Annotated in this window: 18 protein-coding genes and 2 pseudogenes; 10 read left to right on the forward strand and 10 right to left on the reverse strand. The window is 60.9% G+C overall.

Translation table 11 applies throughout. The features are described 5' to 3' along the window. Window positions 1-36: 36 nt before the first annotated feature. The 4 genes and pseudogenes from umuD to ACJ8IN_RS02000 all read right to left on the reverse strand — a co-directional run. A complete protein-coding gene (gene umuD / locus ACJ8IN_RS01985; RefSeq protein WP_060423770.1) occupies window positions 37-471 on the reverse strand; it encodes a translesion error-prone DNA polymerase V autoproteolytic subunit in 435 nt (144 codons plus the stop codon). 188 nt (window positions 472-659) lie between these two features. Continuing rightward, window positions 660-839, reverse strand: a pseudogene (locus ACJ8IN_RS01990) (SOS response-associated peptidase family protein); the annotation flags it as partial. Window positions 840-1,141: 302 nt separating this feature from the next. Continuing rightward, the gene (locus ACJ8IN_RS01995; RefSeq protein ID WP_126171699.1) at window positions 1,142-1,513 is read right to left on the reverse strand and encodes a hypothetical protein; all 372 of its coding nucleotides are present in this window, start codon (window positions 1,511-1,513) and stop codon (window positions 1,142-1,144) included. 212 nt (window positions 1,514-1,725) lie between these two features. Then, a pseudogene (locus ACJ8IN_RS02000) lies at window positions 1,726-1,917 on the reverse strand (DNA polymerase V); the annotation flags it as partial. A 306-nt stretch (window positions 1,918-2,223) separates the two neighbouring features. Here ACJ8IN_RS02000 and fdhD point away from each other — a divergent pair. From fdhD to ACJ8IN_RS02015, 3 genes are read left to right on the forward strand one after another with little or no spacing between them, the layout of a single operon-like run. After that, a complete protein-coding gene (gene fdhD / locus ACJ8IN_RS02005) occupies window positions 2,224-3,066 on the forward strand; it encodes a formate dehydrogenase accessory sulfurtransferase FdhD (RefSeq protein WP_373275759.1) in 843 nt (280 codons plus the stop codon). A gap of 58 nt (window positions 3,067-3,124) precedes the next feature. Continuing rightward, window positions 3,125-4,042 (forward strand): bestrophin family protein, encoded by a 918-nt coding sequence (locus tag ACJ8IN_RS02010; protein WP_033635062.1) that lies wholly within the window; start codon window positions 3,125-3,127, stop codon window positions 4,040-4,042. 34 nt (window positions 4,043-4,076) lie between these two features. After that, a complete protein-coding gene (locus tag ACJ8IN_RS02015) occupies window positions 4,077-5,039 on the forward strand; it encodes a Dyp-type peroxidase (protein ID WP_033635063.1) in 963 nt (320 codons plus the stop codon). A gap of 27 nt (window positions 5,040-5,066) precedes the next feature. Here the strand turns inward: ACJ8IN_RS02015 and arsC are convergent, their stop codons facing one another. The 3 genes from arsC to ACJ8IN_RS02030 form a co-directional block, all read right to left on the reverse strand. Then, on the reverse strand, window positions 5,067-5,498 hold the full coding sequence (arsC, locus tag ACJ8IN_RS02020; protein WP_060430490.1) for a glutaredoxin-dependent arsenate reductase: 432 nt from the start codon (window positions 5,496-5,498) through the stop codon (window positions 5,067-5,069). Between the two features lie 20 nt (window positions 5,499-5,518). Continuing rightward, window positions 5,519-6,802 carry an arsenic transporter gene (locus ACJ8IN_RS02025; RefSeq protein WP_060437776.1) on the reverse strand — a complete coding sequence of 428 codons (1,284 nt, stop codon included), beginning with the start codon at window positions 6,800-6,802 and terminating at the stop codon, window positions 5,519-5,521. Between the two features lie 69 nt (window positions 6,803-6,871). Beyond that, window positions 6,872-7,198, reverse strand: coding sequence for a metalloregulator ArsR/SmtB family transcription factor (locus ACJ8IN_RS02030; protein WP_060437775.1), 327 nt, complete (start codon window positions 7,196-7,198; stop codon window positions 6,872-6,874). Window positions 7,199-7,348: 150 nt separating this feature from the next. Here ACJ8IN_RS02030 and ACJ8IN_RS02035 point away from each other — a divergent pair, with 150 nt between their 5' ends. From ACJ8IN_RS02035 to ACJ8IN_RS02050, 4 genes are all read left to right on the forward strand, one after another. Beyond that, the gene (locus ACJ8IN_RS02035) at window positions 7,349-8,458 is read left to right on the forward strand and encodes a YbdK family carboxylate-amine ligase (protein ID WP_308325849.1); all 1,110 of its coding nucleotides are present in this window, start codon (window positions 7,349-7,351) and stop codon (window positions 8,456-8,458) included. Window positions 8,459-8,553: 95 nt separating this feature from the next. Further along, window positions 8,554-8,733: a hypothetical protein gene (locus ACJ8IN_RS02040; protein WP_004935085.1), complete on the forward strand. Its 180-nt coding sequence runs from the start codon at window positions 8,554-8,556 to the stop codon at window positions 8,731-8,733. Between the two features lie 209 nt (window positions 8,734-8,942). Beyond that, entirely contained in the window at window positions 8,943-9,539 is a 597-nt protein-coding gene (locus tag ACJ8IN_RS02045; protein WP_033635069.1) for a hypothetical protein, read from the forward strand. Between the two features lie 2 nt (window positions 9,540-9,541). Then, entirely contained in the window at window positions 9,542-10,315 is a 774-nt protein-coding gene (locus ACJ8IN_RS02050) for a DUF3307 domain-containing protein (protein ID WP_033635070.1), read from the forward strand. 48 nt (window positions 10,316-10,363) lie between these two features. Here the strand turns inward: ACJ8IN_RS02050 and mgtA are convergent, their stop codons facing one another. Then, on the reverse strand, window positions 10,364-13,063 hold the full coding sequence (gene mgtA, locus ACJ8IN_RS02055) for a magnesium-translocating P-type ATPase (RefSeq protein ID WP_033653591.1): 2,700 nt from the start codon (window positions 13,061-13,063) through the stop codon (window positions 10,364-10,366). 242 nt (window positions 13,064-13,305) lie between these two features. Beyond that, a complete protein-coding gene (locus tag ACJ8IN_RS02060; RefSeq protein WP_025303346.1) occupies window positions 13,306-14,004 on the reverse strand; it encodes an MgtC family protein in 699 nt (232 codons plus the stop codon). 501 nt (window positions 14,005-14,505) lie between these two features. Between ACJ8IN_RS02060 and ACJ8IN_RS02065 the strand changes: the two genes are divergently transcribed. Together ACJ8IN_RS02065 and ACJ8IN_RS02070 are read left to right on the forward strand one after the other, a co-directional pair. After that, window positions 14,506-16,689, forward strand: a complete 2,184-nt coding sequence (locus tag ACJ8IN_RS02065) for a glycoside hydrolase (RefSeq protein ID WP_308325850.1) — start codon at window positions 14,506-14,508, stop codon at window positions 16,687-16,689. Window positions 16,690-16,750: 61 nt separating this feature from the next. Then, complete coding sequence (locus ACJ8IN_RS02070; RefSeq protein ID WP_308325851.1) at window positions 16,751-18,136, forward strand: CoA transferase; 1,386 nt, start codon at window positions 16,751-16,753, stop codon at window positions 18,134-18,136. Here ACJ8IN_RS02070 and ACJ8IN_RS02075 read toward each other — a convergent pair. Next, window positions 18,133-19,008: a LysR substrate-binding domain-containing protein gene (locus ACJ8IN_RS02075; RefSeq protein ID WP_308325852.1), complete on the reverse strand. Its 876-nt coding sequence runs from the start codon at window positions 19,006-19,008 to the stop codon at window positions 18,133-18,135. The two genes, ACJ8IN_RS02070 and ACJ8IN_RS02075, sit on opposite strands and share 4 nt — an antisense overlap. 101 nt (window positions 19,009-19,109) lie before the next feature. Here ACJ8IN_RS02075 and ACJ8IN_RS02080 point away from each other — a divergent pair, with 101 nt between their 5' ends. Continuing rightward, entirely contained in the window at window positions 19,110-20,525 is a 1,416-nt protein-coding gene (locus ACJ8IN_RS02080) for a pyridoxal phosphate-dependent decarboxylase family protein (RefSeq protein WP_060422703.1), read from the forward strand. The last annotated feature ends 4 nt before the right edge of the window (window positions 20,526-20,529 follow it).

Raw genomic sequence — 20,529 nt, forward strand, 5'->3', positions numbered from 1 at the left:
AGATCGGGCAGAAAAAAATGAAAAAAAGGGCCGAAGTTACCGCGCCGCGTAGACGATAAAGGTCACCACGCCGAAGATCTCCAGTTGCGCCTCGTCGTCGAACACGATCGGCGCGTAGGCGGGATTCATCGGCAACAGCCGCACGTCGGGGTGGCGCTGCAGTTTTTTGACGGTGAATTCGCCGTCCACCGCGGCGATCACGATATTGCCGTGCTCCGGCGTCAGGGCGCTGTCGACGATCAGCAGATCGCCATCCTGGATATTGCCGTCGATCATAGACTCGCCGCTGGCGCGCACGAAGTAGGTGGCGTTGGGGTGCTGCACCAGCAGCTTGCCGATGTCCAGCCTGCTCTCGACATAGTCCTGCGCCGGGGAAGGAAATCCGCAGGCCACGCGATCGGCAAACAGCGGTAACGTTAGGGGTTCACCTGGTGAAAAAGCATACAACCTTGAATTGCTCAGCATAATCATAACCAAACTGTATATTTATACAGTAAAGCATAAACAAAACGCGAACGCGTGCAACCCCCAATCCCCCTGCGGATCGCGCTTTCCCGCGTAATATAATAATTTTCTGAGTGATTTTTCCTGCAGCTTTTGGCGTTCTTCGCGTGTGTTTACACACATGATACCCACCAAAACTGTGGATAATGCGGCACTCAGACCGTTGGCGTATCGATGGGCAGGATGAGTGAGGGATTGTCATTGCGAACGGCGCCGACGGCGGGCGATACCGGTTGCCAGACGAAATCCTCTGCCTGCAGGCTGTACACGTCAGCCTGCATTTGACCAGAGGGCGGGACTAAGCGGGTGTCAAGCCCGTCGCGCGCGGTCGTCGGTCTCTGCTGCGTACAGCGCCGCAAAGAACAGCGGCAGGCCTTGCCTCACGGGAGGAACGGCGGACGGCCTTACAAAATGACGCCAATAAAATTGCGACTGGCAATGGCATCAATGGGACGGCCAGAGACGAAAGTCAGTACGTTATGCCAGGAGCTTGGGATAACCCGACAAACGCTGTACCGCCACATTTCCCCTGATGGTCCACTGCGAGCTGACGGTATAAAGCTGCTCAACCGGGGATAATTTTAGCGGACGGAAAAATCTGGGGTTCCGGCGTAGAACCCCGAATAAGGAATAATCCTTAATTCATTTCAGGATTATTAATTCCATCTAAAACCTCTCGGCAATATTCTTTTTTATAGGCTTCATCATTACTTAATGACTTAACCAAAAAATCAGCATTTTTCCAACCATTATCCCAATGCGTATCGAATCCTGACTGTTCATACTTTAATGTTCTAGTTAATGAGTCTTTTATTTGTTTTTTATATTTATCAATTTTCTCATTGGTTGCCCCACAAACATCATGTGCAACACGAGCATTTGAGCCAGAAAAACCTATTGCTGAAATTGCCATCGCTTCATTTGATTTGTCGAAATCATTCGCATATGCCACAGCATTAGATAAAGCGAATATGACAAGAGCAGGTATGGTTTTTTTGTATGAAATCATCTTTCACCTCTACTCATTGATTGTTCATGGGGTCAGTTTGGATATCGAAAATTATTGTACATTAAGGCTGCTTTTTAATCAGTCTCAACTTCTTTATAGAAGGCCTGAATGCGACAAACTTGGGAAGTACTGTAGCCTGTCGCGTCTGCTGTTTCTCGGATGCTCAGTTTCTTAATCTGTCGGTAGTGCCTGATCCATCCTGCACGCTCCATCTCGCCGCTGGCGCGCACGAAGTAGGTGGCGTTGGGGTGCCGCACCAGCAGCTTGCCGATATCCAGCCTGCTCTCGACATAGTCCTGCGCCGGGGAAGGAAAGCCGCAGGCCACGCGATCGGCAAACAGCGGTAACGTTAGGGGTTCACCTGGTGAAAAAGCATACAACCTTGAATTGCTCAGCATAATCATAACCAAGCTGTATATTTATACAGTATAGCATAAACAAAACGCGAACGCGTGCAACCCCCAATCCCCCTGCGGATCGCGCTTTCCCGCGTAATATAATAATTTTCTGAGTGATTTTTTCTTACGCCTGCTAAGCGTTTCACCGCCCCTTGCACACACGTTATCCACTAAAACTGTGGATAACCTGCAGGGGGCGCCGGCAGACGTCATTCCCTGCGCGAGCGGGATCAGAATCCTGTATAATCCCCACACCTGCTAATAAGAATTCATCCCCGTCGGCGCCTCGTCACCGACGGTCACGAGAACGTTATGAATAAGCACCTACTCCTCGCAGAAACCGACGATATCGAACAGGAATGCCTGTCGCGCCACGCGGTCTGGCAGCGCAACGATCTGGCCCAGGCGCAACAGGATTGGCTGGCGGAAGAAGTGCCGGTCGCCCTGGTGTACAACGGCATTTCCCACGTGGTGATGATGGCAACGCCGAAAGATCTGGCGGCCTTCGCCATCGGTTTTTCGCTGTCCGAAGGCATCATCGCCTCCTCTGACGATATCTACGACATCCGCCAACAGCCGGCCTGCAACGGCATTGAAGTGCATGTGGAACTCTCTAGCCGCCGCTTTATGCAGCTGAAAGAGAAGCGCCGCAGCCTGGCCGGCCGCACCGGCTGCGGCGTCTGCGGGGTGGAGCAGCTGCAGGAGGTCGCCCAGCCCATCGCGCCGCTGCCCTTCACGCAACGCTTCGATTTGGCCCTGCTCGACCGGGCGTTGGCGCAGCTGCAGGAGGTGCAAACGGTGGGGAAACTGACCGGCTGCACCCACGCGGCGGCCTGGATCCAGCCAGATGGCGCGCTCAGCGGCGGGTGTGAAGACGTCGGCCGCCACGTGGCGCTCGACAAACTGCTGGGCTACCGCAGCCAACAGGCGTGGCTACAGGGGGCGGCGCTGGTGTCGAGCCGCGCCAGCTATGAAATGGTGCAAAAATCCGCCATGTGCGGCGTCGAGATCCTGTTCGCCGTTTCCGCCGCCACCCGCCTGGCGGTCGAGGTGGCCGAGCGCAGCAACCTGACGCTGGTGGGCTTCAGCAAACCGGGGCGCGCCACCGTCTATACGCACCCGCAACGGCTCTGGCAAACGACGACGGCGGCCTAACGCCGCCGGATAAGAATCGACTATTCTCAATAGCAGGACACCAGGAAGCACCCACGTCATGATAATTCGCCCGAACCAGAACTGGTTTTTTCGCCTGTTCGCCTGGCACGGTTCCGTGCTGTCAAAGATCACCTTTCGCCTGTCGCTGAACGTGCTGATGTCGATAGTGGCGGTGATCAGCTATCAATGGTACGAACAGCTCGGCGTGCATCTGACCATCGCGCCGTTCAGCCTGCTGGGCATCGCCATCGCGATTTTTCTCGGCTTTCGCAATAACGCCGGCTACAGCCGCTTTGTCGAAGCGCGCAACCTGTGGGGCTCGCTGCTGATTACCGAGCGCTCCCTGCTGCGCCAGATCAAAAGCCTGCTGCCGGACGAACCGGCGGTGCACCAGAAGGTCGCCAAGCTGCTGATCGCCTTCAGCTGGAGCCTGAAGCATCAGCTGCGCGCCACCGATCCGACCGCCGATCTGTACCACAACCTCAGCAGCAAAGAGCTGGCGGAGGTGATCGCCAGCCCGATGCCGACCAACCGCATCCTGCTGATGCTGGGCCAGGAGATCGGCAAGCTGCGCCGACGGGGGCTGCTGAGCGACATCACCTTCGAGCTGCTCGACAACAAGCTGAGCGAGCTGTCCCACGCCCTCGGCGGCTGTGAACGGCTCGCCAGCACGCCGGTGCCGTTCGCCTATACCCTGATCCTGCAGCGCACCGTTTACCTGTTCTGCAGCCTGTTGCCTTTTGCCCTGGTGACCGATCTGCATTACATGACACCGTTTGTTTCGGTGTTCATTTCCTATACCTTCTTATCCTGGGACTCACTGGCCGAAGAGCTGGAAGATCCGTTCGGCGTGTCGGCCAACCATCTGCCGTTAAACGCCATCTGCAACACCATCGAGCGCAACCTGCTGGAAATGAACGACCAAAGCCCGCTGCCGCCGCCGATGAAACCCGACGAGCACTTTAATTTGATCTGATCGATTTCACCCGAACACACTGGAGCCGAATGCAATGAATGCAAACAACAACCCGCCACAAGCCGTATTCACGCCGGTGACGCGCCATGCCATCTTCATCGTCGCCACCCTGTCGCCCGTTCCCGCCCATCTGGCGGCGGTGCGCGCCTGGTGCGGCGACATCGCCGCCGTGGTGCGTTCGGTCGGCAAACGCGCGCCGGCAGGCAACCTCACCTGCGTTTGCGGCTTCGGCTCCGAAGCCTGGGATACGCTGTTTGGCGCCCCGCGCCCTCGCCAGCTGCATCCGTTCAGCCCGATCGGCAGCGGGGAACGCGTCGCCGTCGCCACGCCCGGCGACATCCTGCTGCATATCCGCGCCGATGAAATGGATCTGTGTTTCGAACTGGCCTCGCAGTTGGTCGGCAAGCTCGGCGATGCCGTGACGGTGGTCGAAGAGGTGCACGGCTTCCGTTACTTCGATCAGCGCGCCATGATCGGCTTCGTCGACGGCACGGAGAACCCGGAGGGGCACGAAGCCTTCGACTACACGGTGATCGGCGACGAAGACGCGGCGTTCAGCGGCGGCAGCTATGTGCTGGTGCAAAAATACCTGCACGATATGCAGGGCTGGAATTCGCTCAGCGTGGAAACGCAGGAGAAGATCATCGGCCGCCATAAGCAGTCCAACATCGAACTGGATGAAGCGGTCAAACCGTCGTCATCGCACAGTTCGCTGACCACCATCACCGACGAGCAAGGCAACGAGGTGAAAATTCTGCGCGACAACATGCCGTTCGGCCGCCCCGGCCTGCGCGAATTCGGCACCTACTTTATCGGCTATGCGCGCTCCCCGCAGCCAATCGAGCAGATGCTGGAAAACATGTTTATCGGCCGCCCGGCCGGCAACTACGATCGGCTGCTCGATTTCAGCCACGCGGTGACCGGCACCCTGTTCTTCGTGCCGTCCGCCCCGCTGCTGGAAGCGCTGGCCGATCGCAGCGGCGCCGAACTGCACTGATTTTGCCTGGGCGCAGGGCCGCAGCGATCAACCTTTGGTTATCCTGCAGCCCTGCGCATCGATCACCGGCTCCCCATCCTCTTTGCTGAAAGCCCCGCGCTGCGGATCCGGCAGAATATCCAACACCACCTCCGACGGCCGGCACAGGCGCGTGCCGAGCGGTGTCACCACAATGGGTCGATTGATCAAAATCGGCTGTTGCAGCATGAAGTCAATCAGTTGCTCATCGTTCCAGCCGGTCTCATCCAGTTTCAGCTCGGCGTAGGGCTCGACGTTTTTACGCAGCAGCGCGCGCGGCGTCATCCCCATTTCGGCCAGCAGCGCAATCAACCGTTCACGGCTGGGCGGTGTTTCCAGATACAAAATCACCTCCGGCTCAACGCCGCTGTTGCGGATCAGCGCCAACGTATTGCGCGACGTGCCGCAAGCCGGGTTGTGATAAATCTTGATACTGCTCATGACGGTTTCTCCTATCAGGATCAAACGGACAGCCGCAGCGCCAGCGCAGCCAAGGTGACGAACAGGATCGGCAGCGTCATCACCAGCCCCACGCGAAAATAATAGCCCCAGGTAATGACGATGTTCTTCCTTGCCAACACATGCAGCCACAGCAACGTGGCCAGGCTGCCGATCGGGGTGATTTTGGGGCCGAGATCGCTGCCGATGACGTTGGCGTAAATCATCGCCTGCTTGATGACGCCTTCCGCGCCGCTGCCGTCGATTGACAACGCCCCCACCAGTACCGTCGGCATATTATTCATGACGGAAGAGAGAAACGCGCTCAGGAAGCCGGTGCCGAGCGTCGCCGCCCACAGCCCCTGCCGCGCCAGCGCGTCCAACACGCCGGAAAGCAGCTCGGTCAAGCCGGCATTGCGCAGCCCGTAGACCACCAGATACATGCCCAGCGAGAAAATCACGATCTGCCAGGGCGCACCGCGCAGCACTTTGCCGGTGTCGATCGCGCGCCCACGTTTCGCCACCGCCAGCAGAACCAGCGCGCCGCAGGCAGCGACCAAACTCACCGGCACGCCGAGCGGCTCCAGAGCGAAGAAGCCAATCAGCAACAGCGCCAATACCGCCCAGCCGGCTCGGAAAGTCGCACGATCGCGAATCGCTTCTTGGGGTATCGGTAAACGCGTCAACGCGTAGCGCCGCGGAATATCCTTGCGAAAGAACAGATGCAACATCACCAGTGCCGCCGCCACTGCGGCAAGGTTGACCGGCACCATCACCGCCGCATACTCCGTAAAGCCCAGCCGGAAGAAATCCGCCGAAACGATATTCACCAGATTGGACACCACCAGCGGCAGGCTGGCGGCATCGGCGATAAAGCCCGCCGCCATCACGAAAGCCAGTACCGCCGCAGGGCGAAAGCCGAGCGCCGACAGCATGGCGATCACGATTGGCGTAAGGATTAACGCAGCGCCGTCGTTCGCAAACAGCGCCGCCACCACGGCCCCCAGCAGCAGCATGTAGGTAAACAGCCATCGGCCTTTGCCGTTGCCCCAGCGCGCGACGTGCAGAGCAGTCCAGGCAAAGAAGCCGCTCTCATCCAGCAGCAGGCTGATGATGATGACGGCGATAAAGGTCGCGGTCGCATTCCAGACTATCTGCCACACCACGGGAATATCGCCGACGTGCACCACGCCGCTCAGTAATGCCAATCCCGCGCCGAACGCCGCGCTCCAGCCAATGCCCAGTCCTCTCGGTTGCCAGATAACCAAGGCCAACGTCAGAATAAAGATCGCTCCTGCCACTATCATCGCCGTCTCACCGCCTCTTCACATCTACATATTCGATTTTTCGTATGTGTTTGCGCAAATTTTTTACCGTTACGGGCAGCCTTTCGCTACACGTTGCCCCAACTCCATCATCTGTTCTGCCCGACACTGATAAGCTTGCTCAATAATCCCCGCCGCCCAAGCCGGCATATGCGGCGACAGGCGATAATATATCCACTTGCCATCGCGCCGATCGAGCAACAGCCCGCTTTCACGCAGCATCGCCAAATGCCTTGAGATTTTGGGTTGCGGCAGTACCAATGCGCCCGACAACTCGCACACGCACAGCTCGCCGGCGTGGCGCAGCAACAGCACCAGCGTCAGACGCGTCTCGTCCGACAGGTTTTTAAACAGCTTCAGCGGCGTCAATGACGTCATGTCGCACTCCCGTTAACCTTATCGTCTCCGCAAATCGCTCATGAAGATACCATCTTCATATTCGGAAAAACAAATATAAAACACAAAACGTTGTCCCCCTCGCCGAGGCATATACTTATCTTTATGCTGTTCTTGCAGGAAGGAGGCACCATGCCGCTCACATTCAAACGTTCGGAAAGGCTCTCCATCGGCACCGAAATAGAGCTGCAGCTGGTCGATGACAAGCACTACGATCTTACGGATCGGGCCGACCGGGTGGTCAGCGCGGTCGGCGACCGCCGGCGCGTCAAACATGAGCTCACCAAATCGATGGTGGAGCTGAACAGCTCGGTGCACCGCGATCTCAATGAGCTGCACGCCGAGCTGCGCGCCCTGACCCATACCGTCCGGCGCAGCGCGCAGCGCCTGGGCTGTGACGTCTGCGGCGGCGGCCGCCATCTGAGCAACGACTGGCGCAAGCAGGTCATCAGCGACAACGCGCGCTACAGGCAGCTGGCCAGCCGCTTTGGCTATCTTTCCAAGCTGGCCTGCGTGTTCGGCCAACACATCCACCTCGGCGTCAACGACGGGGACGAAGCGATGTACCTGTGCCATGCGCTGACGCCCTACTTTCCGCAGCTGATCGCACTCAGCGCATCGTCACCGCTGTACCAGGGCGTCGATACGCGCTTTGCCAGCTCCCGTTTCAGCGCGCAGAATTCCTTCCCCAACTACGGATGCCTGGAACACATCTACAGCTGGCGCGAATTCAACGCCTACTACGAACGGCTGAACGCCGCCGGCGTGATTGAAAGCATCAAGGATATTTACTGGGATGCGCGGCCCAAACCGGAGCTGGGCACGGTGGAGATCCGCATCTGCGATACGCCGCTGCGCCTCGCGCATGCCGTGCTGCTGGTCGGTTACTGCCGTCTGCTGGCTGATTTCCTGTTGCAACACCGCACGCCGATCGCGCCGGAATACGATGCCTTCACCAATTACAACAAGATCAACGCCTATCGCAGCGGTTTCGCCGCCGAATACGTCGATCCCGCGACGCTGCGCCGCAGCAGCCTGACCGCCCATATCCTGCACACTCTCGACGCGCTGAGCGGTTTCGCCGAGCGACGGGAGGATCGGGCCGTGCTACAGGCGGTCGAGCGCCATGTCCGCCAGGGCATCAGCGATTCGGAGCATATCCGCCAGATGTTGCACAACGGCCTGCCGCAGGCTCAGGTGATCAAGCGCCTGTGCGATGAGCTGTTGCAACCGGCAAGTTAAGTTTCGGCTATCGATTCCATACGCCAAAGCCGCTGTTCATTATGTGCTCTTTCGCTACAATCGTGAGCACTGACATTCATCGTATCGAGGACACCATGTACAACTTCTCCCGCTATCAGGCAAAAGAACTGGCGCTGGCTTACATGAGCGGCAAAAAACACGATCTGTCGCCGCAGGAATTTTTGCAGCAGCTGAAAAGCAGCGAGCGATCGTTTGAGCACCTGCTGAAACACGGCAGCGAAATGCCGCGTGACGTGCTGGTTAAAAGCTTCTGAACGGCCGGTTGCCGGCCACTTTCCGTTTACGCCGCCGGTGGCGAGCCTGCAGCCCGCGCATTCCCGGCCATTCATTCCCCTCCTCACCCTGCCTCAATTCGTCCTCACAGGCGAAAATTCGATAAATTCGCCCCTAAAGGCGAATTATTGACATATTCGTATCCAGGTGCGAATTTATAGTCATCCCTCTATAAACATCGGAACATGTCATGCCGACGCCAATCAGCGTAATCAGCGGCGATCTGGTCGATTCCCGCCGATCAGACACCGTCAACTACCTCAATGAGCTGCACAGCCTGCTCGATCGGCTGCGGCGCGACGGGCGGCTGCATCAGGTGGAAATCTTTCGCGGCGACGCCTTCCAGGCGCAGGCCGCCCCGGAGGACGGGCTGCTGCTGGCGGTGTATATTCGCCTCGCGCTGCGGGCGACGGGCGCCGCGCACTGGGATGCGCGCGTCGCCGTCGGGCTGGGCAGCCAACGGCCCGACGCCGCCGGCTATGGCAGCGCCTTTATCAATTCCGGCAGCGCGTTGGACGCCATGGCGAAAAATTGCCGGCTGGCTCTGAAAACCGACAACGATCGGACAAACGCCATTGTCAGCGATCTGCTGCCGATGTTAGATCATGTGATTGGCCGCCTGTCGCAGACCGAAGCGCGCATCGTCCAGGCGAGAATGTTCGCCGACAGCGGCGCTGCCGTGGCGGATCAGCTGCAAAAAGCCGCCTCCACGGTCTCCGCCGCGCTGAAACGCGCGGCCTACGAGGAAATCATGCGGTTTATTCACGCCATTAACAGGATCGTCTGACTATGGATCTGACCTATGCGCCTTTGCTGGCCTGGCTGTTACTCGTCCATCTGCTGGCGGATTTTCCGCTGCAGCCGCTGAGTTGGGTGGAAGATAAAATCCAGCATCGCGCGCGTTCACGTTTTCTGGTGTTGCACGCGTTGCTGCACGGGGTGCTGGCCGCCTGGGTGGTGGCCGGTTTCGGCCTGCTGCACGGCGGGCTTTCTTCACTTCAGGTGCTGGCCAGCCTGCTGATCATCGCCGTCAGCCACTACCTGATCGATTTACTGAAGGTCACCGCGATGAACCGCCTGAGCCCGGCCCGCAGTTTCCTGCTCGATCAGGGATTGCATCTGGCGGTAATCGCCTTGCTGTGGCTGGGGCTGACGCCGAATGCCGGTGAACTGCTCGCCGCGCTGGGGCGGCAACTGGGGCGTTGGCAAACCGGCCTGGTGCTGGTGGCCTACAGCCTGATTTATCTGCCGATGAGCCTGCTGATCGGGCAACTGCTGGCGCACTGGACGCCGCAAATGCCGCCTTCGGCCAAGGCCGACAACGACTCGCTGCTGCGCGCGGGCAAACAGATTGGCTATCTGGAGAGAACGCTGATCCTGACCTTTGTGCTGCTGGGGCAAATCCCGGCGATCGGCTTTTTGCTGGCGGCCAAATCTATCTTCCGTTTCGGCGATCTGCGCCAGAGCGACGATAAGATGCGCACCGAGTATGTGCTGCTCGGCACGCTGTTTTCCTTCACGCTGACCATCATGCTCGGCCTGCTGGTCAACAAACTGCTGTAGCGGAGCGGGGGCGAAGAATTTCGCCCCCGAAGTGAGTGCCGAAGCGGCTTACAGCCACTCGCCGAAGCGGCGGATGTAGAAACGCTTCATCAACTGCGCGACCACGCAGTAGCTGACCAGCGTAGCGGCCAACCACGGGAAGTATTCCCACGGCAGCGGCTGCAGGCCAACCAGGGCGCCGAGCGGCGAGAACGGAATGTAGATGCCGAGCGCCATCACCAACCCGGTGGTCAGCAACACCGGCAGCGCCGCGGTGCTCTGAATGAACGGGATCTTCTGGGTGCGCAGCATATGCACCACCAGCGTTTGCGACAGCAGCCCCTCAATGAACCAGCCGGACTGGAACAGCGCCTGGTGTTCCACGCTGTTGGCAGCGAACACGTACCACATCAGCGCATACGTCGTGATATCGAAGATTGACGAGGTCGGCCCAATCCACAGCATAAAGCGCCCGATGTTTTTGGAGTCCCACTTGCGCGGCTTGCGCAGGAACTCTTTGTCCATCTTGTCCCACGGCAGCGACAGCTGGGAAATATCGTACATCAGGTTTTGAATCAACAGGTGGATCGCCAGCATCGGCAGGAACGGAATGAAGGCGCTGGCCACCAGCACCGAGAACACGTTGCCGAAGTTGGAGCTGGCGGTCATGTTCAGGTACTTGATGATATTGCCGAAGGTCTCGCGCCCTTTGATCACCCCCTCTTCCAGCACCATCAGGTTCTTTTCCAACAGGATGATGTCCGCCGACTCCTTGGCGATGTCGGTGCCGGTGTCGACCGAAATGCCGACGTCGGCATCGCGCAGCGCCGGCGCATCGTTGATGCCGTCGCCGAGGAAGCCGACGGTATGGCCGTTGGCCTGCAGCATTTTCAGCACCCGCGATTTTTGCAGCGGTGTCAGCTTGGTGAAGACCGTGCGCTGCTCCACTTCGCGCGCCAGCGTTTCATCATCCATCTGTTCAATCTGCAACCCGGAGAGCGGTTCACCCGGCTCCAGCCCGACGTCGCGGCAAATCTTGCAGGTGATCACCGGGTTGTCGCCGGTCAGCACCTTCACCGTCACGCCGTTTTCCTGCAGTGCGGCGATCGCCTGCTGCGCGCTCTCCTTCGGCGGATCGAGGAAGGTCAGCAACCCTTGCACCACCATGTCGCGCTCGTCGGCCACGCTCAGCGGGTCGGCCGGGCGTTGCGCATCCAGCTCGCGCGTCGCCAGCACCAGCACGCGGAAACCGTCTTCGTTATACTCGCGGGCCAGCGCCTGCAGCGCCGCACGGCGCGCGTCGTCCAGTTCCAGCGTCTTGTCGCCTTCACGCACGTGAGTGGCGATCTCCAGCATCTCCTCTACCGCGCCCTTACAGATCAGCTGCTGCTTGCCATTTTCGTCCGCCACCACGATCGACAAGCGGCGGCGCACGAAATCGAACGGCAGCTCATCCACCTTGCTGAAACGCCCCAGGGCTTCGATCCCCGGTTTGCCGCGCCCGAAGCGGATCACCGCCTGATCCATCAGGTTCTTCATGCCGCTCTGATGGAAGCTGTTCAGCCAGGCCAGGTGCAGCACCTCGTTATCCCTGGCGCCGTTGACGTCGATATGGTGCTCGAGAATGATGCGGTCCTGGGTCAGCGTGCCGGTCTTGTCGGTGCAGAGCACGTCCATGGCGCCGAAGTTCTGAATGGCGTTCAGGCGCTTCACCACCACCTTGCGGCGCGACATGGCGATCGCCCCTTTCGCCAGGTTGGAGCTGACGATCATCGGCAGCATTTCCGGCGTCAGGCCGACCGCCACCGCCAGTGCGAACAGCGCCGCCTCGCTCCAGTCGCCTTTGGTGAAACCGTTGATCAGCAACACCACCGGCACCATCACCAGCATGAAGCGAATCAGCAGCCAGCTGACGCTGTTCACCCCGCGATCGAATGCGGTTTGCGCCCGCGAACCGACGATCGACTTGGCCAACGAGCCGAAGTAGGTGCGCCCGCCGGTCGCCACCACCACCGCCGTGGCGGTGCCGCTGGCGACGTTGGTGCCCATCAGGCAGACGTTGGAGAGCTCAAGCAGCGCGTTCTCGCTGGACACTTCCCCTTCGCTCGACTTCTGCGCCACGCTGCCCATGGCATCGTATTTTTCGATAGGGATCGCTTCGCCGGTCAATATCGCCTGGCTGATGAACAGATCGCGCGAGGCGATAAGGCGCACGTCGGCCGGCACCATGTCGCCGGCGGAGAGCTGAATGATATCCCCCGGCACCAGTTCGCGGATCGGCACTTCCAGCGTCAGCGGATGCGCGCTGTAGCTGCTGCGGCGCAGCACCGTGGCGGTGGTGCGCACCATCGACTTCAGCGCTTCCGCCGCTTTGTTGGTGCGGTATTCCTGCCAGAAACGCAGCAGCCCGCTCAGCGTGACCATGATGAGAATGATAATGACGCCGGTGAGTTCAGTTTCTTCACCGCTCTGGCGCGGCAGCCAATAATCGGTAAAGAAACTGATCGCAGCCAGCACCATCAGCACGAAGATAAACGGGTTGTTGAAAGCCTTGATCAGCTGGATCAAGGCATGCGGCGCCTTGTCGTGGGCGACCTGATTGGCGCCGAACTGCTCCAGCCGCTCATCGGCGTCGTCCTGGGTCAAACCGTTGCGGTTGCACTTCAGGTTCGCCAGCGTTTGGGCGATGCTGTTGGTCGCTTCTTCCGCAATGGCGTAGGTCACCGCGTCTTTATCACGGCGACGCGTTCTTTCATTAATCTGAGTCATAACGCTATTCTCTTATTTTCGTTCTGCGCACAGGGATATCCCGCCCGATAAACAGGTGACTCTGCGCAGAGTGGAATTTTCTAATTAGCGTGACTGAATAGCGTGATTACCCTGTCAGCCACGCAAGAATCATTTCCCTTCCGGGGTCATCGTCCATAACGCCTCCTTAATGCTCGCGTTATTCAGGCCTACCTGAATAAACACGAACATATAATCAAGTTAATAAATATTTATATCATTACTCAGACCGGTAATTCGGACGCAACGCGCCAACGAACGGCGCTCACGCTTTTTTCCAGGCTGACGCGGCAGACAATACCCTCAATTTCTTTTTGTGCGGCCGGCGTGGCGGTAATTTCCGCGCACACTTCCAATTGCCCCGGGCTGGAAATATCGGCGCTGCGCAAAGATTGCAGCCGCAAGGCGACGCCGTTCAGCGCCTGCAGAATGAGGGTACGCACCAGAATTTCATCCTGCTCGCCACAGGTCACCTGAATGCGATAGCACAGTTCCAGATCGGTCGCCTGCTGGTGCGGCTGCAGATTGATGCGCTGGGCGGCCTCGCGCAGCAGGATATTGGCGCACAGGATCACCAGCGTGGCGACCACCGCATCCCAATGCTGGCCCAGGCCGCACAGGACGCCGATCCCCGCCGAACACCACAGCGTGGCGGCGGTGTTGAGGCCGCGAATGTTCAGCCCTTCACGCATGATAACCCCGGCGCCGAGGAAGCCGATACCGGATACGATCTGCGCAGCCACGCGGCCGGCGCTGGCCGGATCGGTGGACATGGAGCTGAGAATAAAGACCGCCGCGCCGGTCGCCACCAGCGCATTGGTGCGCAGGCCGGCCATGCGTTGGCGCCACTGGCGCTCGGCGCCAATTACCGCGCCCAGGCACATCGCCAGCAATAAATTTAAAACGAAAGGAGTCATAGCCATGACTGTCCCCTTAATTAACCTCAGGAGATAAAATCATGTGCTGTTTAGCACACGCAAAATTGCGCCGAAAATAAATCAGCGAATCAGCGTACTGTGCCTGGAGGGAAAAGGCTGTGGCTGCAGAATACCATAATAACGTCCAACTCAATTCACCTGAAACCATCAGGCCTCAGGAAACGTTTTATATTCGGGTATGCACAGCTCAGGAATAACTGGAGAGGGGTGCTGCCCGCCGATAACGGCAAGCAACAAATCAGAAGAGAATTGGTCAGCTTGCCTTATTTGTTTTATTACAACTACAACTGTCCAATTGGGTTTCTCCACTGAAATTTTGGCTGAGTATAGTGACGTCGGGTAATGAAGTAAAGGCTAATTTATTAAACGAAAAATAAACTGAAATACCGCGATGATATTTCGATGTCACAAATCGGCAGCGACAGCGTTGGGCGGCAGTGCGCTTATCGGTAAACTGCTCCCCTTCATCTTTCAAGGACGCCCCCGATGAAACACCGGCTTTCCCCGCTCGCGCTCGCGCTGCTCGTCAGCTATCCCGCCGATGCCCTGCTGCTGCAGCAAGGCGACGCGCAGTTTGAACTCGATCCCGCCACGCTGCGCATTGCCGCCGGCGCTGTGCCGGTCAATCTGGCGCAGCCCGCGCAACAGGTGGAAGATCTCACCGCGTCGCCACAACGCGCCAGTTGGCGCTGGCCGCAGAGCGCGGTCAAGGTTAGCGCCCGTCTGGAAGGCGGCGATCTGCGCCTGAGCTTCAGCAGCGACCGGCCACAGCTTCTGAACTGGTATCGCCTGCCGCCACAAACAGAAACGCTGCTGTTGCCGATCGGCGAAGGCAGCCGCATTCCGCTCGACAACGCCGTCTGGCGCCATTACCTGACGGCGGAAATGACGCCGCTGGATACCAACTGGGATCTGAAGCTGCCGCTGTGGAGCCAGCAATACCAGGGCAAGGTCTACAGCTGGCTGATGTTGACGCCGTTCAGCAACAGGATCACCTTCGTCGCCGCGCAGGAAAAGCTGGAGATGCGCGCCGAGCATCAGTTCAACCGCTTCAACCAACAGCAGGCATTCGAGGTGCTGCTGCACGTCGGCGACACCCCGCTGTCCGGCGCCCGCCGCTACCGCGACTATTTGCAACAAAGCGGCCAGTTCAGCAGCCTGCGCGAGAAGATAAAGCAGGCGTCCGAAGGCGAAAAGCTGATCGGCGCCACCCATGTCTACCTGTGGGGCGATAAATTGCTGGCGGCGGAAGATGTCAAAGATTGGCCGGGGTTGCTGCACTACCTCGCCTCTCCCGCCGCCGAAGGGCTGCGGCAGAAGATGGATGCCGAGAGCAGAAAGCTCCTGCTGCAGCTGGCGGGCAAAACACCGGAGGGCTGGCAGCAACAGCCCCTGATCGACGGCATCAACCAGGCGTTGACGGCGCAAATTCCGCTGGGCGCCACGCCGGATGACGCCGACTTTCTGCAGGCGCAGCAGCGCCAGGCCGCTGCGGTTCAGGAGCGGGCGCAACAGGAACTGGGGCGCTGGCTAACCCCGGCAGACCGTTGGGGGCAAGGGCTGGCCGAACCGGTGATCGACGCGCTGCGCCAGGCCGGCTTGCCGCGCCTGTGGTTAGGCACCGATAACTGGACCGCCGCCTTCCTGCACCCGCAGGCGGTGGGCGCAGCCAAAGCGGCCGGCTATCTGATCGCCAGCTACGACTCCTACGATACCGCCATTGCGCGCGGCGTGAACGACAGCTGGCTCACTGCGCAACTGCCGACGGCGCTGCGGGAAAGTTGCGCCATCGTGCGCGCCGACGGCAGCAAGAAACCCGGCTTCGGCAAACAGGGTTACTACCTCAACCCGGGCTGCGTCCTGCCCTATTCTCAACGGCGCATGCGCGAGCTGGTGCAACTGGCCGGGTTGAACAGCCTGTTCCTCGACGTGGACGGCACCGGCATGGTCTCCGACGACTATCAGCCCGGCCACCCGACCGGCGCGGCGCAGATGGCCGAGGCGCGCAACGCCCGGCTGGCCTGGTTCAGCGCCACCCTTAAGCTGCCGCTCGGCTCGGAGGACGGCAATGCGGTGACCGCCCGCAGCCTGATGTTCGCCCACGGCATGGAAACCTGGGGATTCGGCTGGGGCGACAAGCAGATGAATCAGGATAAATCCTCGCCCTATTATCTCGGCGCCTGGTGGCCCAACGCTCAACCGGCGTTTTTCTTCCACCCCGCCAAGGTGAAGCAGCCCTACCGCACCGTCGAATTCGATCCGCGCTATCGCCTGCCGCTGTACCAAGCCGTTTTCCACGATGCGATCGTCAGCAGCCACCACTGGAATTACGACAATCTGAAGTTCAGCGACGTTCAGACCACCCGCAGTCTGCTCAGCCAGCTGTACAACACCGCGCCGATGTTCCATCTGAGCCGCGCCACCCTGGCGGCCCGCCTGCCGGCGATCAAACGCGCCGACGCCGCCTTCCGGCCGTTGCATCAGGCCCTCTGGGACAAAGCGCTGACCGACTTCCGCTGGCTCGATCGGGACGGCTGGGTGCAGCAGACGACCTTCAGCGACGGTTCGACGCTGACCGCCAACTTCAGCGCGCAGCCGTTCGCCGGCGTAGCGGCCCACAGCCTGCGCGCCAAACTGGCCGACGGCCGCACGTTCGACGTTGCGCCTTAGCAAGGTCGCCGGCGATGGGCTACGCTAGGCTATATTTCCGACGACCCGCAAGGAGTGGCTGATGACGCCTCTGATCCACACTCTGCTCGACGAGATTTGGCAAAGCCTGGGGCAACGCCCCGCGCCCTGCGACCGGTTAACCGTAAGCGGTACCGGCGCATTGCCTTCGGCTTTTCCCGTGACCGAATTGGCTACCGCCGCCTGGAGCGCCGCCGGTTTGGCCTGCGCCGAGTTGCTTCGCCGCGAGGCTGCCGATGCGCCGCAGGTCTGGATCGATCAACGCCTGGCCTCGCTCTGGTTCGGCTGGACGCTGCGCCCGCTGGGTTGGACGCTGCCTGCGGCCTGGGACGCCCTGGCCGGCGACTACGCGACGGCGGACGGCTGGATACGCCTGCACACCAATGCACCGCACCATCGGCGGGCGGTGGAACAGGTGCTGGGCCCGGCATCGGACAAAGGCGCGCTGGCGGAACGCGTGCTGGGCTGGAAAAAAAGCGAGCTGGAGGAAGCGGTGATCGAGGCCGGCGGCTGCGCGGCTCAAATGCGCTCGGCGGCCGCGTGGCGACAACATATTCAGGGCAAGAGCGTGGCGCTCGAACCGCTGATCCACGCCTCGCTGCAGCCGGAAGCACCGCCGCCGGGCTGGACGTTGCCCGTCGCCCGGCCGCTGCACGGCGTGCGGGTGCTGGATCTGACGCGCATTCTCGCCGGGCCGATCGCCACCCGTTTTCTCGCCGGTTTGGGCGCCGACGTGCTGCGCATCGATCCCTACGGTTGGGATGAGCCCGGCGTCGAGCACGAGGTAATGCTGGGCAAACGCAGCGCGCGCCTCAACCTGACCAATGCGCACGATCGCCACACGTTTGAACATCTGCTGAGGAACGCCGACGTGATCGTGCACGGCTACCGTGCCGGTGCGCTGGAGAAGTTGGGCTATGGCGCGGAGGAAAGGCGCGCGCTGGCGCCGGGCCTGATAGACGTCTGCCTGAATGCCTACGGCTGGAGCGGACCGTGGCGCACCCGGCGCGGTTTCGACAGCCTGGTGCAGATGAGCTGCGGGCTGGCGGAGGCGGGCATGGTTTGGCGCAGCGCCAGTTTGCCGGTACCGCTGCCGGTACAGGCGCTGGACCACGCCACCGGCTATTTGATGGCGGCGGCGGTGCTGACCGGTATGGGGCAGCGCCTGAGCCGCGGCACCGGCTACCACGCGCGGCTGTCGCTGGCGCGCACGGCGCAACTGCTGCTGGCGCATCCCTGTTCGGCAGATTATCGGCCGGAGCCGCTGGCGCCGGCCGGAACCGCCGACGAGAACCCGGAAACGGAACTGACTTACTGGGGCGCCGCGCAACGCCTGCGCGCCCCGTTAAGCCTGCAGGGTACGGCGCTGCAATGGGCGTTGCCGGCGACCACGCTCAGCACCTCACAGCCGGAGTGGCTACGCCGTTAAACCGCCGCCAACTGTTGCTGCAGCCACTGCAGCAAGCGTGTGACCGCCGGCGTCAGCCCGGCGGTCTGCGGCCACACCAGATAAACGTCGTCCTCGCTCAGGCGACAGGGCGCAGCCAGCGCCACCAGCCGCCCCGCGTCGATCGCATCCTGCACCAGCAGCTTTTTCGCCAGCGCGATGCCGAACCCCTGCTCCGCGGCGCGAATCAACAACCCGGCATCGTTGAACACCGCCTGTTGCCGCCCGCACCGCGAGCGCCCTTGCGCATTGAACCAGTCGCGCCACGGGCTGACGTCGTGCTCCAGCAAGGGAACGTCGCCGCCGTTCTCGAATGCCGTTCCCCACTGACGCGCCATATCCGGCGAGGCGACCGGCAGCACGTCGCCCGACGCGATGCGCTGCGCCTTCAGCCCCGCCCACTGGCCGCTGCCGATGCGGATCGCCGCATCGAACCCGCGCTGCGACAGATCCTGCAACGCCAGCGAGGCATCGATATCCAGCGCAATATCGGCGCAGGCTGCATGAAATGCCGGCAAACGCGGCAACAGCCAGTAATGGGCAAAAGACGGCAGCACGCTGATGCGCAGCGTCTGGCTCGCCGCCGAGCGCCGGGCGCGGGCGACGCCCTGCTGCAGCGCCTGCAGCGCCGGCTCTACCGCCGCCAGCAACTCTTTCCCGGCGGCATTCAGGCGCACACCGCGCCCGCGCCGTTCAAACAGCGGGTAGCCCACCGCCTGCTCCAGCAGCTGAATTTGCTGACTGACCGCGCCATGCGTCAAATGCACCTGCTGCGCCGTGGCGCGCAAATTCTCCAACCTGGCGGCGATAGCAAAGGTCGGCAAGACATGCAGCGGGAGACGTTCATTCATCATTGGTTAACCAGGCTAGCCAAAAAGGCTATTTTTCATCGATTTTGGCCCGCAGGCAAATGTTCTATGTTTACCCCATCATCCCTGACGCTTTCGGAGCCGCCATGCACCCACGTTTACAACAGGATCTTGCACAGTTTCCGCAGATCCTCGATCACACCCGCCAGTTGGCGGAAGATTTTCTGGCCGGGCTGCAGCAACGCTCAGTCTGCCCACCGCTCGCGCAACAGCAGCTGCAACCCGGTGACGATCGGCTGGCGGAAAACGGCGAAGGCGCCCTGGCGGCGCTGGATGACTTTTGGCAACGTTATCAGGCGGGCATTTCCGCCAGCGCCGGCCCGCGTTATTTTGGCTTCGTCACCGGCGGGGGCACGCCGGCGGCGATCGCGGCAGACTGGCTGGTTAGCGTGACAGACCAAAATAGCCAGCTCAGCCATGATACGATCGCTGCGGCGATCGAGCTGGCCGCGGTGACGCAGTTGAAATCCCTGCTGGGCCTGCCGGAAGCGTTCAGCGGCAGCCTGGTCAGCGGCGCCACCATGGCCAATTTCGCCGGGCTGGCCATTGGCCGGCAGTGGCTGGGGCAACAGCACGGCGTGGATATCGCCCAACAGGGCCTGGCGGCGCTCGGCCCCATCCGGGTGCTGGCGGCCAACCCGCATTCCAGCAGCGTGAAGGCGCTCAGCATGCTCGGCATCGGCCGCGACGCGCTGACGACCGTCGCCAGCCTGCCGGACTCAGAAGCCATGGATATGGCGGCGCTGGAGCGACAGCTCGCCGCCGGCGCAGGCCGTCCCACGCTGGTGCTGGCCAGCGCCGGCACGGTCAACACCGTCGCTTTCGACGATCTGCCGCGTCTGCTGGCGCTGCGGGAGCGCTACCCGTTCTGGCTGCATGTCGATGCGGCATTCGGCGGCGTGGCGGCCTGCTCGCCGCTATACGCCCCAAGGCTCGAGGGCTGGCAGCATGCCGATTCCATCACCGTCGATGCGCACAAATGGCTGAACGTGCCTTATGACAGCGCGATCCAATTTACCCGCCACCTGGATCTGCAGATGCAGGTATTTCAGAACCATTCGGCTTACCTGGAAGCGCCGACGCCGCGGCCGGACAACTATCTGCACCTGACGCCGGAAAATTCGCGCCGCTTCCGCGCCCTGCCGCTTTGGCTGACGCTGAAAGCCTATGGCCGCAGCGGCATACGGGATATCGTCGAGCGCAATGTCCGATTGGCGCAGGCGCTGGGCGCGGCGTTAGCGGCCGACGACGGCTTCCATCTGCTGGCGCCGGTGAATTTGAACGTGGTGTGTTTCGCGCTCAGTCACCCGCAAGGCGACAGCGAAGCGGCGCGCGATCGCTTTCTCGATCGCCTTAACCGGCACGGCGTGGTGCGTTGCACCCCGACGAGCTATCGCCATCAGCCGGGGATCCGCGCCGCGCTGGTCAACTGGATGACAGAGGAACAGGACATCAAACTGGCGCTGGACTCGCTGCGCCATTGCCTGGCGGAAGCGGCCTAATGCA

The sequence above is a fragment of the Serratia sp. CY31944 genome (assembly GCF_052169175.1).
Taxonomy (GTDB): domain Bacteria; phylum Pseudomonadota; class Gammaproteobacteria; order Enterobacterales; family Enterobacteriaceae; genus Serratia; species Serratia sarumanii.

Excerpts from the sequence above, each read along its gene's own strand:
- umuD (WP_060423770.1), bottom strand. The coding sequence starts at position 471 with ATGATTATGCTGAGCAATTCAAGGTTGTATGCTTTTTCACCAGGTGAA.
- ACJ8IN_RS01995 (WP_126171699.1), bottom strand. The coding sequence starts at position 1,513 with ATGATTTCATACAAAAAAACCATACCTGCTCTTGTCATATTCGCTTTA.
- fdhD (WP_373275759.1), top strand. The coding sequence starts at position 2,224 with ATGAATAAGCACCTACTCCTCGCAGAAACCGACGATATCGAACAGGAA.
- ACJ8IN_RS02010 (WP_033635062.1), top strand. The coding sequence starts at position 3,125 with ATGATAATTCGCCCGAACCAGAACTGGTTTTTTCGCCTGTTCGCCTGG.
- ACJ8IN_RS02015 (WP_033635063.1), top strand. The coding sequence starts at position 4,077 with ATGAATGCAAACAACAACCCGCCACAAGCCGTATTCACGCCGGTGACG.
- arsC (WP_060430490.1), bottom strand. The coding sequence starts at position 5,498 with ATGAGCAGTATCAAGATTTATCACAACCCGGCTTGCGGCACGTCGCGC.
- ACJ8IN_RS02025 (WP_060437776.1), bottom strand. The coding sequence starts at position 6,802 with ATGATAGTGGCAGGAGCGATCTTTATTCTGACGTTGGCCTTGGTTATC.
- ACJ8IN_RS02030 (WP_060437775.1), bottom strand. The coding sequence starts at position 7,198 with ATGACGTCATTGACGCCGCTGAAGCTGTTTAAAAACCTGTCGGACGAG.
- ACJ8IN_RS02035 (WP_308325849.1), top strand. The coding sequence starts at position 7,349 with ATGCCGCTCACATTCAAACGTTCGGAAAGGCTCTCCATCGGCACCGAA.
- ACJ8IN_RS02040 (WP_004935085.1), top strand. The coding sequence starts at position 8,554 with ATGTACAACTTCTCCCGCTATCAGGCAAAAGAACTGGCGCTGGCTTAC.
- ACJ8IN_RS02045 (WP_033635069.1), top strand. The coding sequence starts at position 8,943 with ATGCCGACGCCAATCAGCGTAATCAGCGGCGATCTGGTCGATTCCCGC.
- ACJ8IN_RS02050 (WP_033635070.1), top strand. The coding sequence starts at position 9,542 with ATGGATCTGACCTATGCGCCTTTGCTGGCCTGGCTGTTACTCGTCCAT.
- mgtA (WP_033653591.1), bottom strand. The coding sequence starts at position 13,063 with ATGACTCAGATTAATGAAAGAACGCGTCGCCGTGATAAAGACGCGGTG.
- ACJ8IN_RS02060 (WP_025303346.1), bottom strand. The coding sequence starts at position 14,004 with ATGGCTATGACTCCTTTCGTTTTAAATTTATTGCTGGCGATGTGCCTG.
- ACJ8IN_RS02065 (WP_308325850.1), top strand. The coding sequence starts at position 14,506 with ATGAAACACCGGCTTTCCCCGCTCGCGCTCGCGCTGCTCGTCAGCTAT.
- ACJ8IN_RS02070 (WP_308325851.1), top strand. The coding sequence starts at position 16,751 with ATGACGCCTCTGATCCACACTCTGCTCGACGAGATTTGGCAAAGCCTG.
- ACJ8IN_RS02075 (WP_308325852.1), bottom strand. The coding sequence starts at position 19,008 with ATGATGAATGAACGTCTCCCGCTGCATGTCTTGCCGACCTTTGCTATC.
- ACJ8IN_RS02080 (WP_060422703.1), top strand. The coding sequence starts at position 19,110 with ATGCACCCACGTTTACAACAGGATCTTGCACAGTTTCCGCAGATCCTC.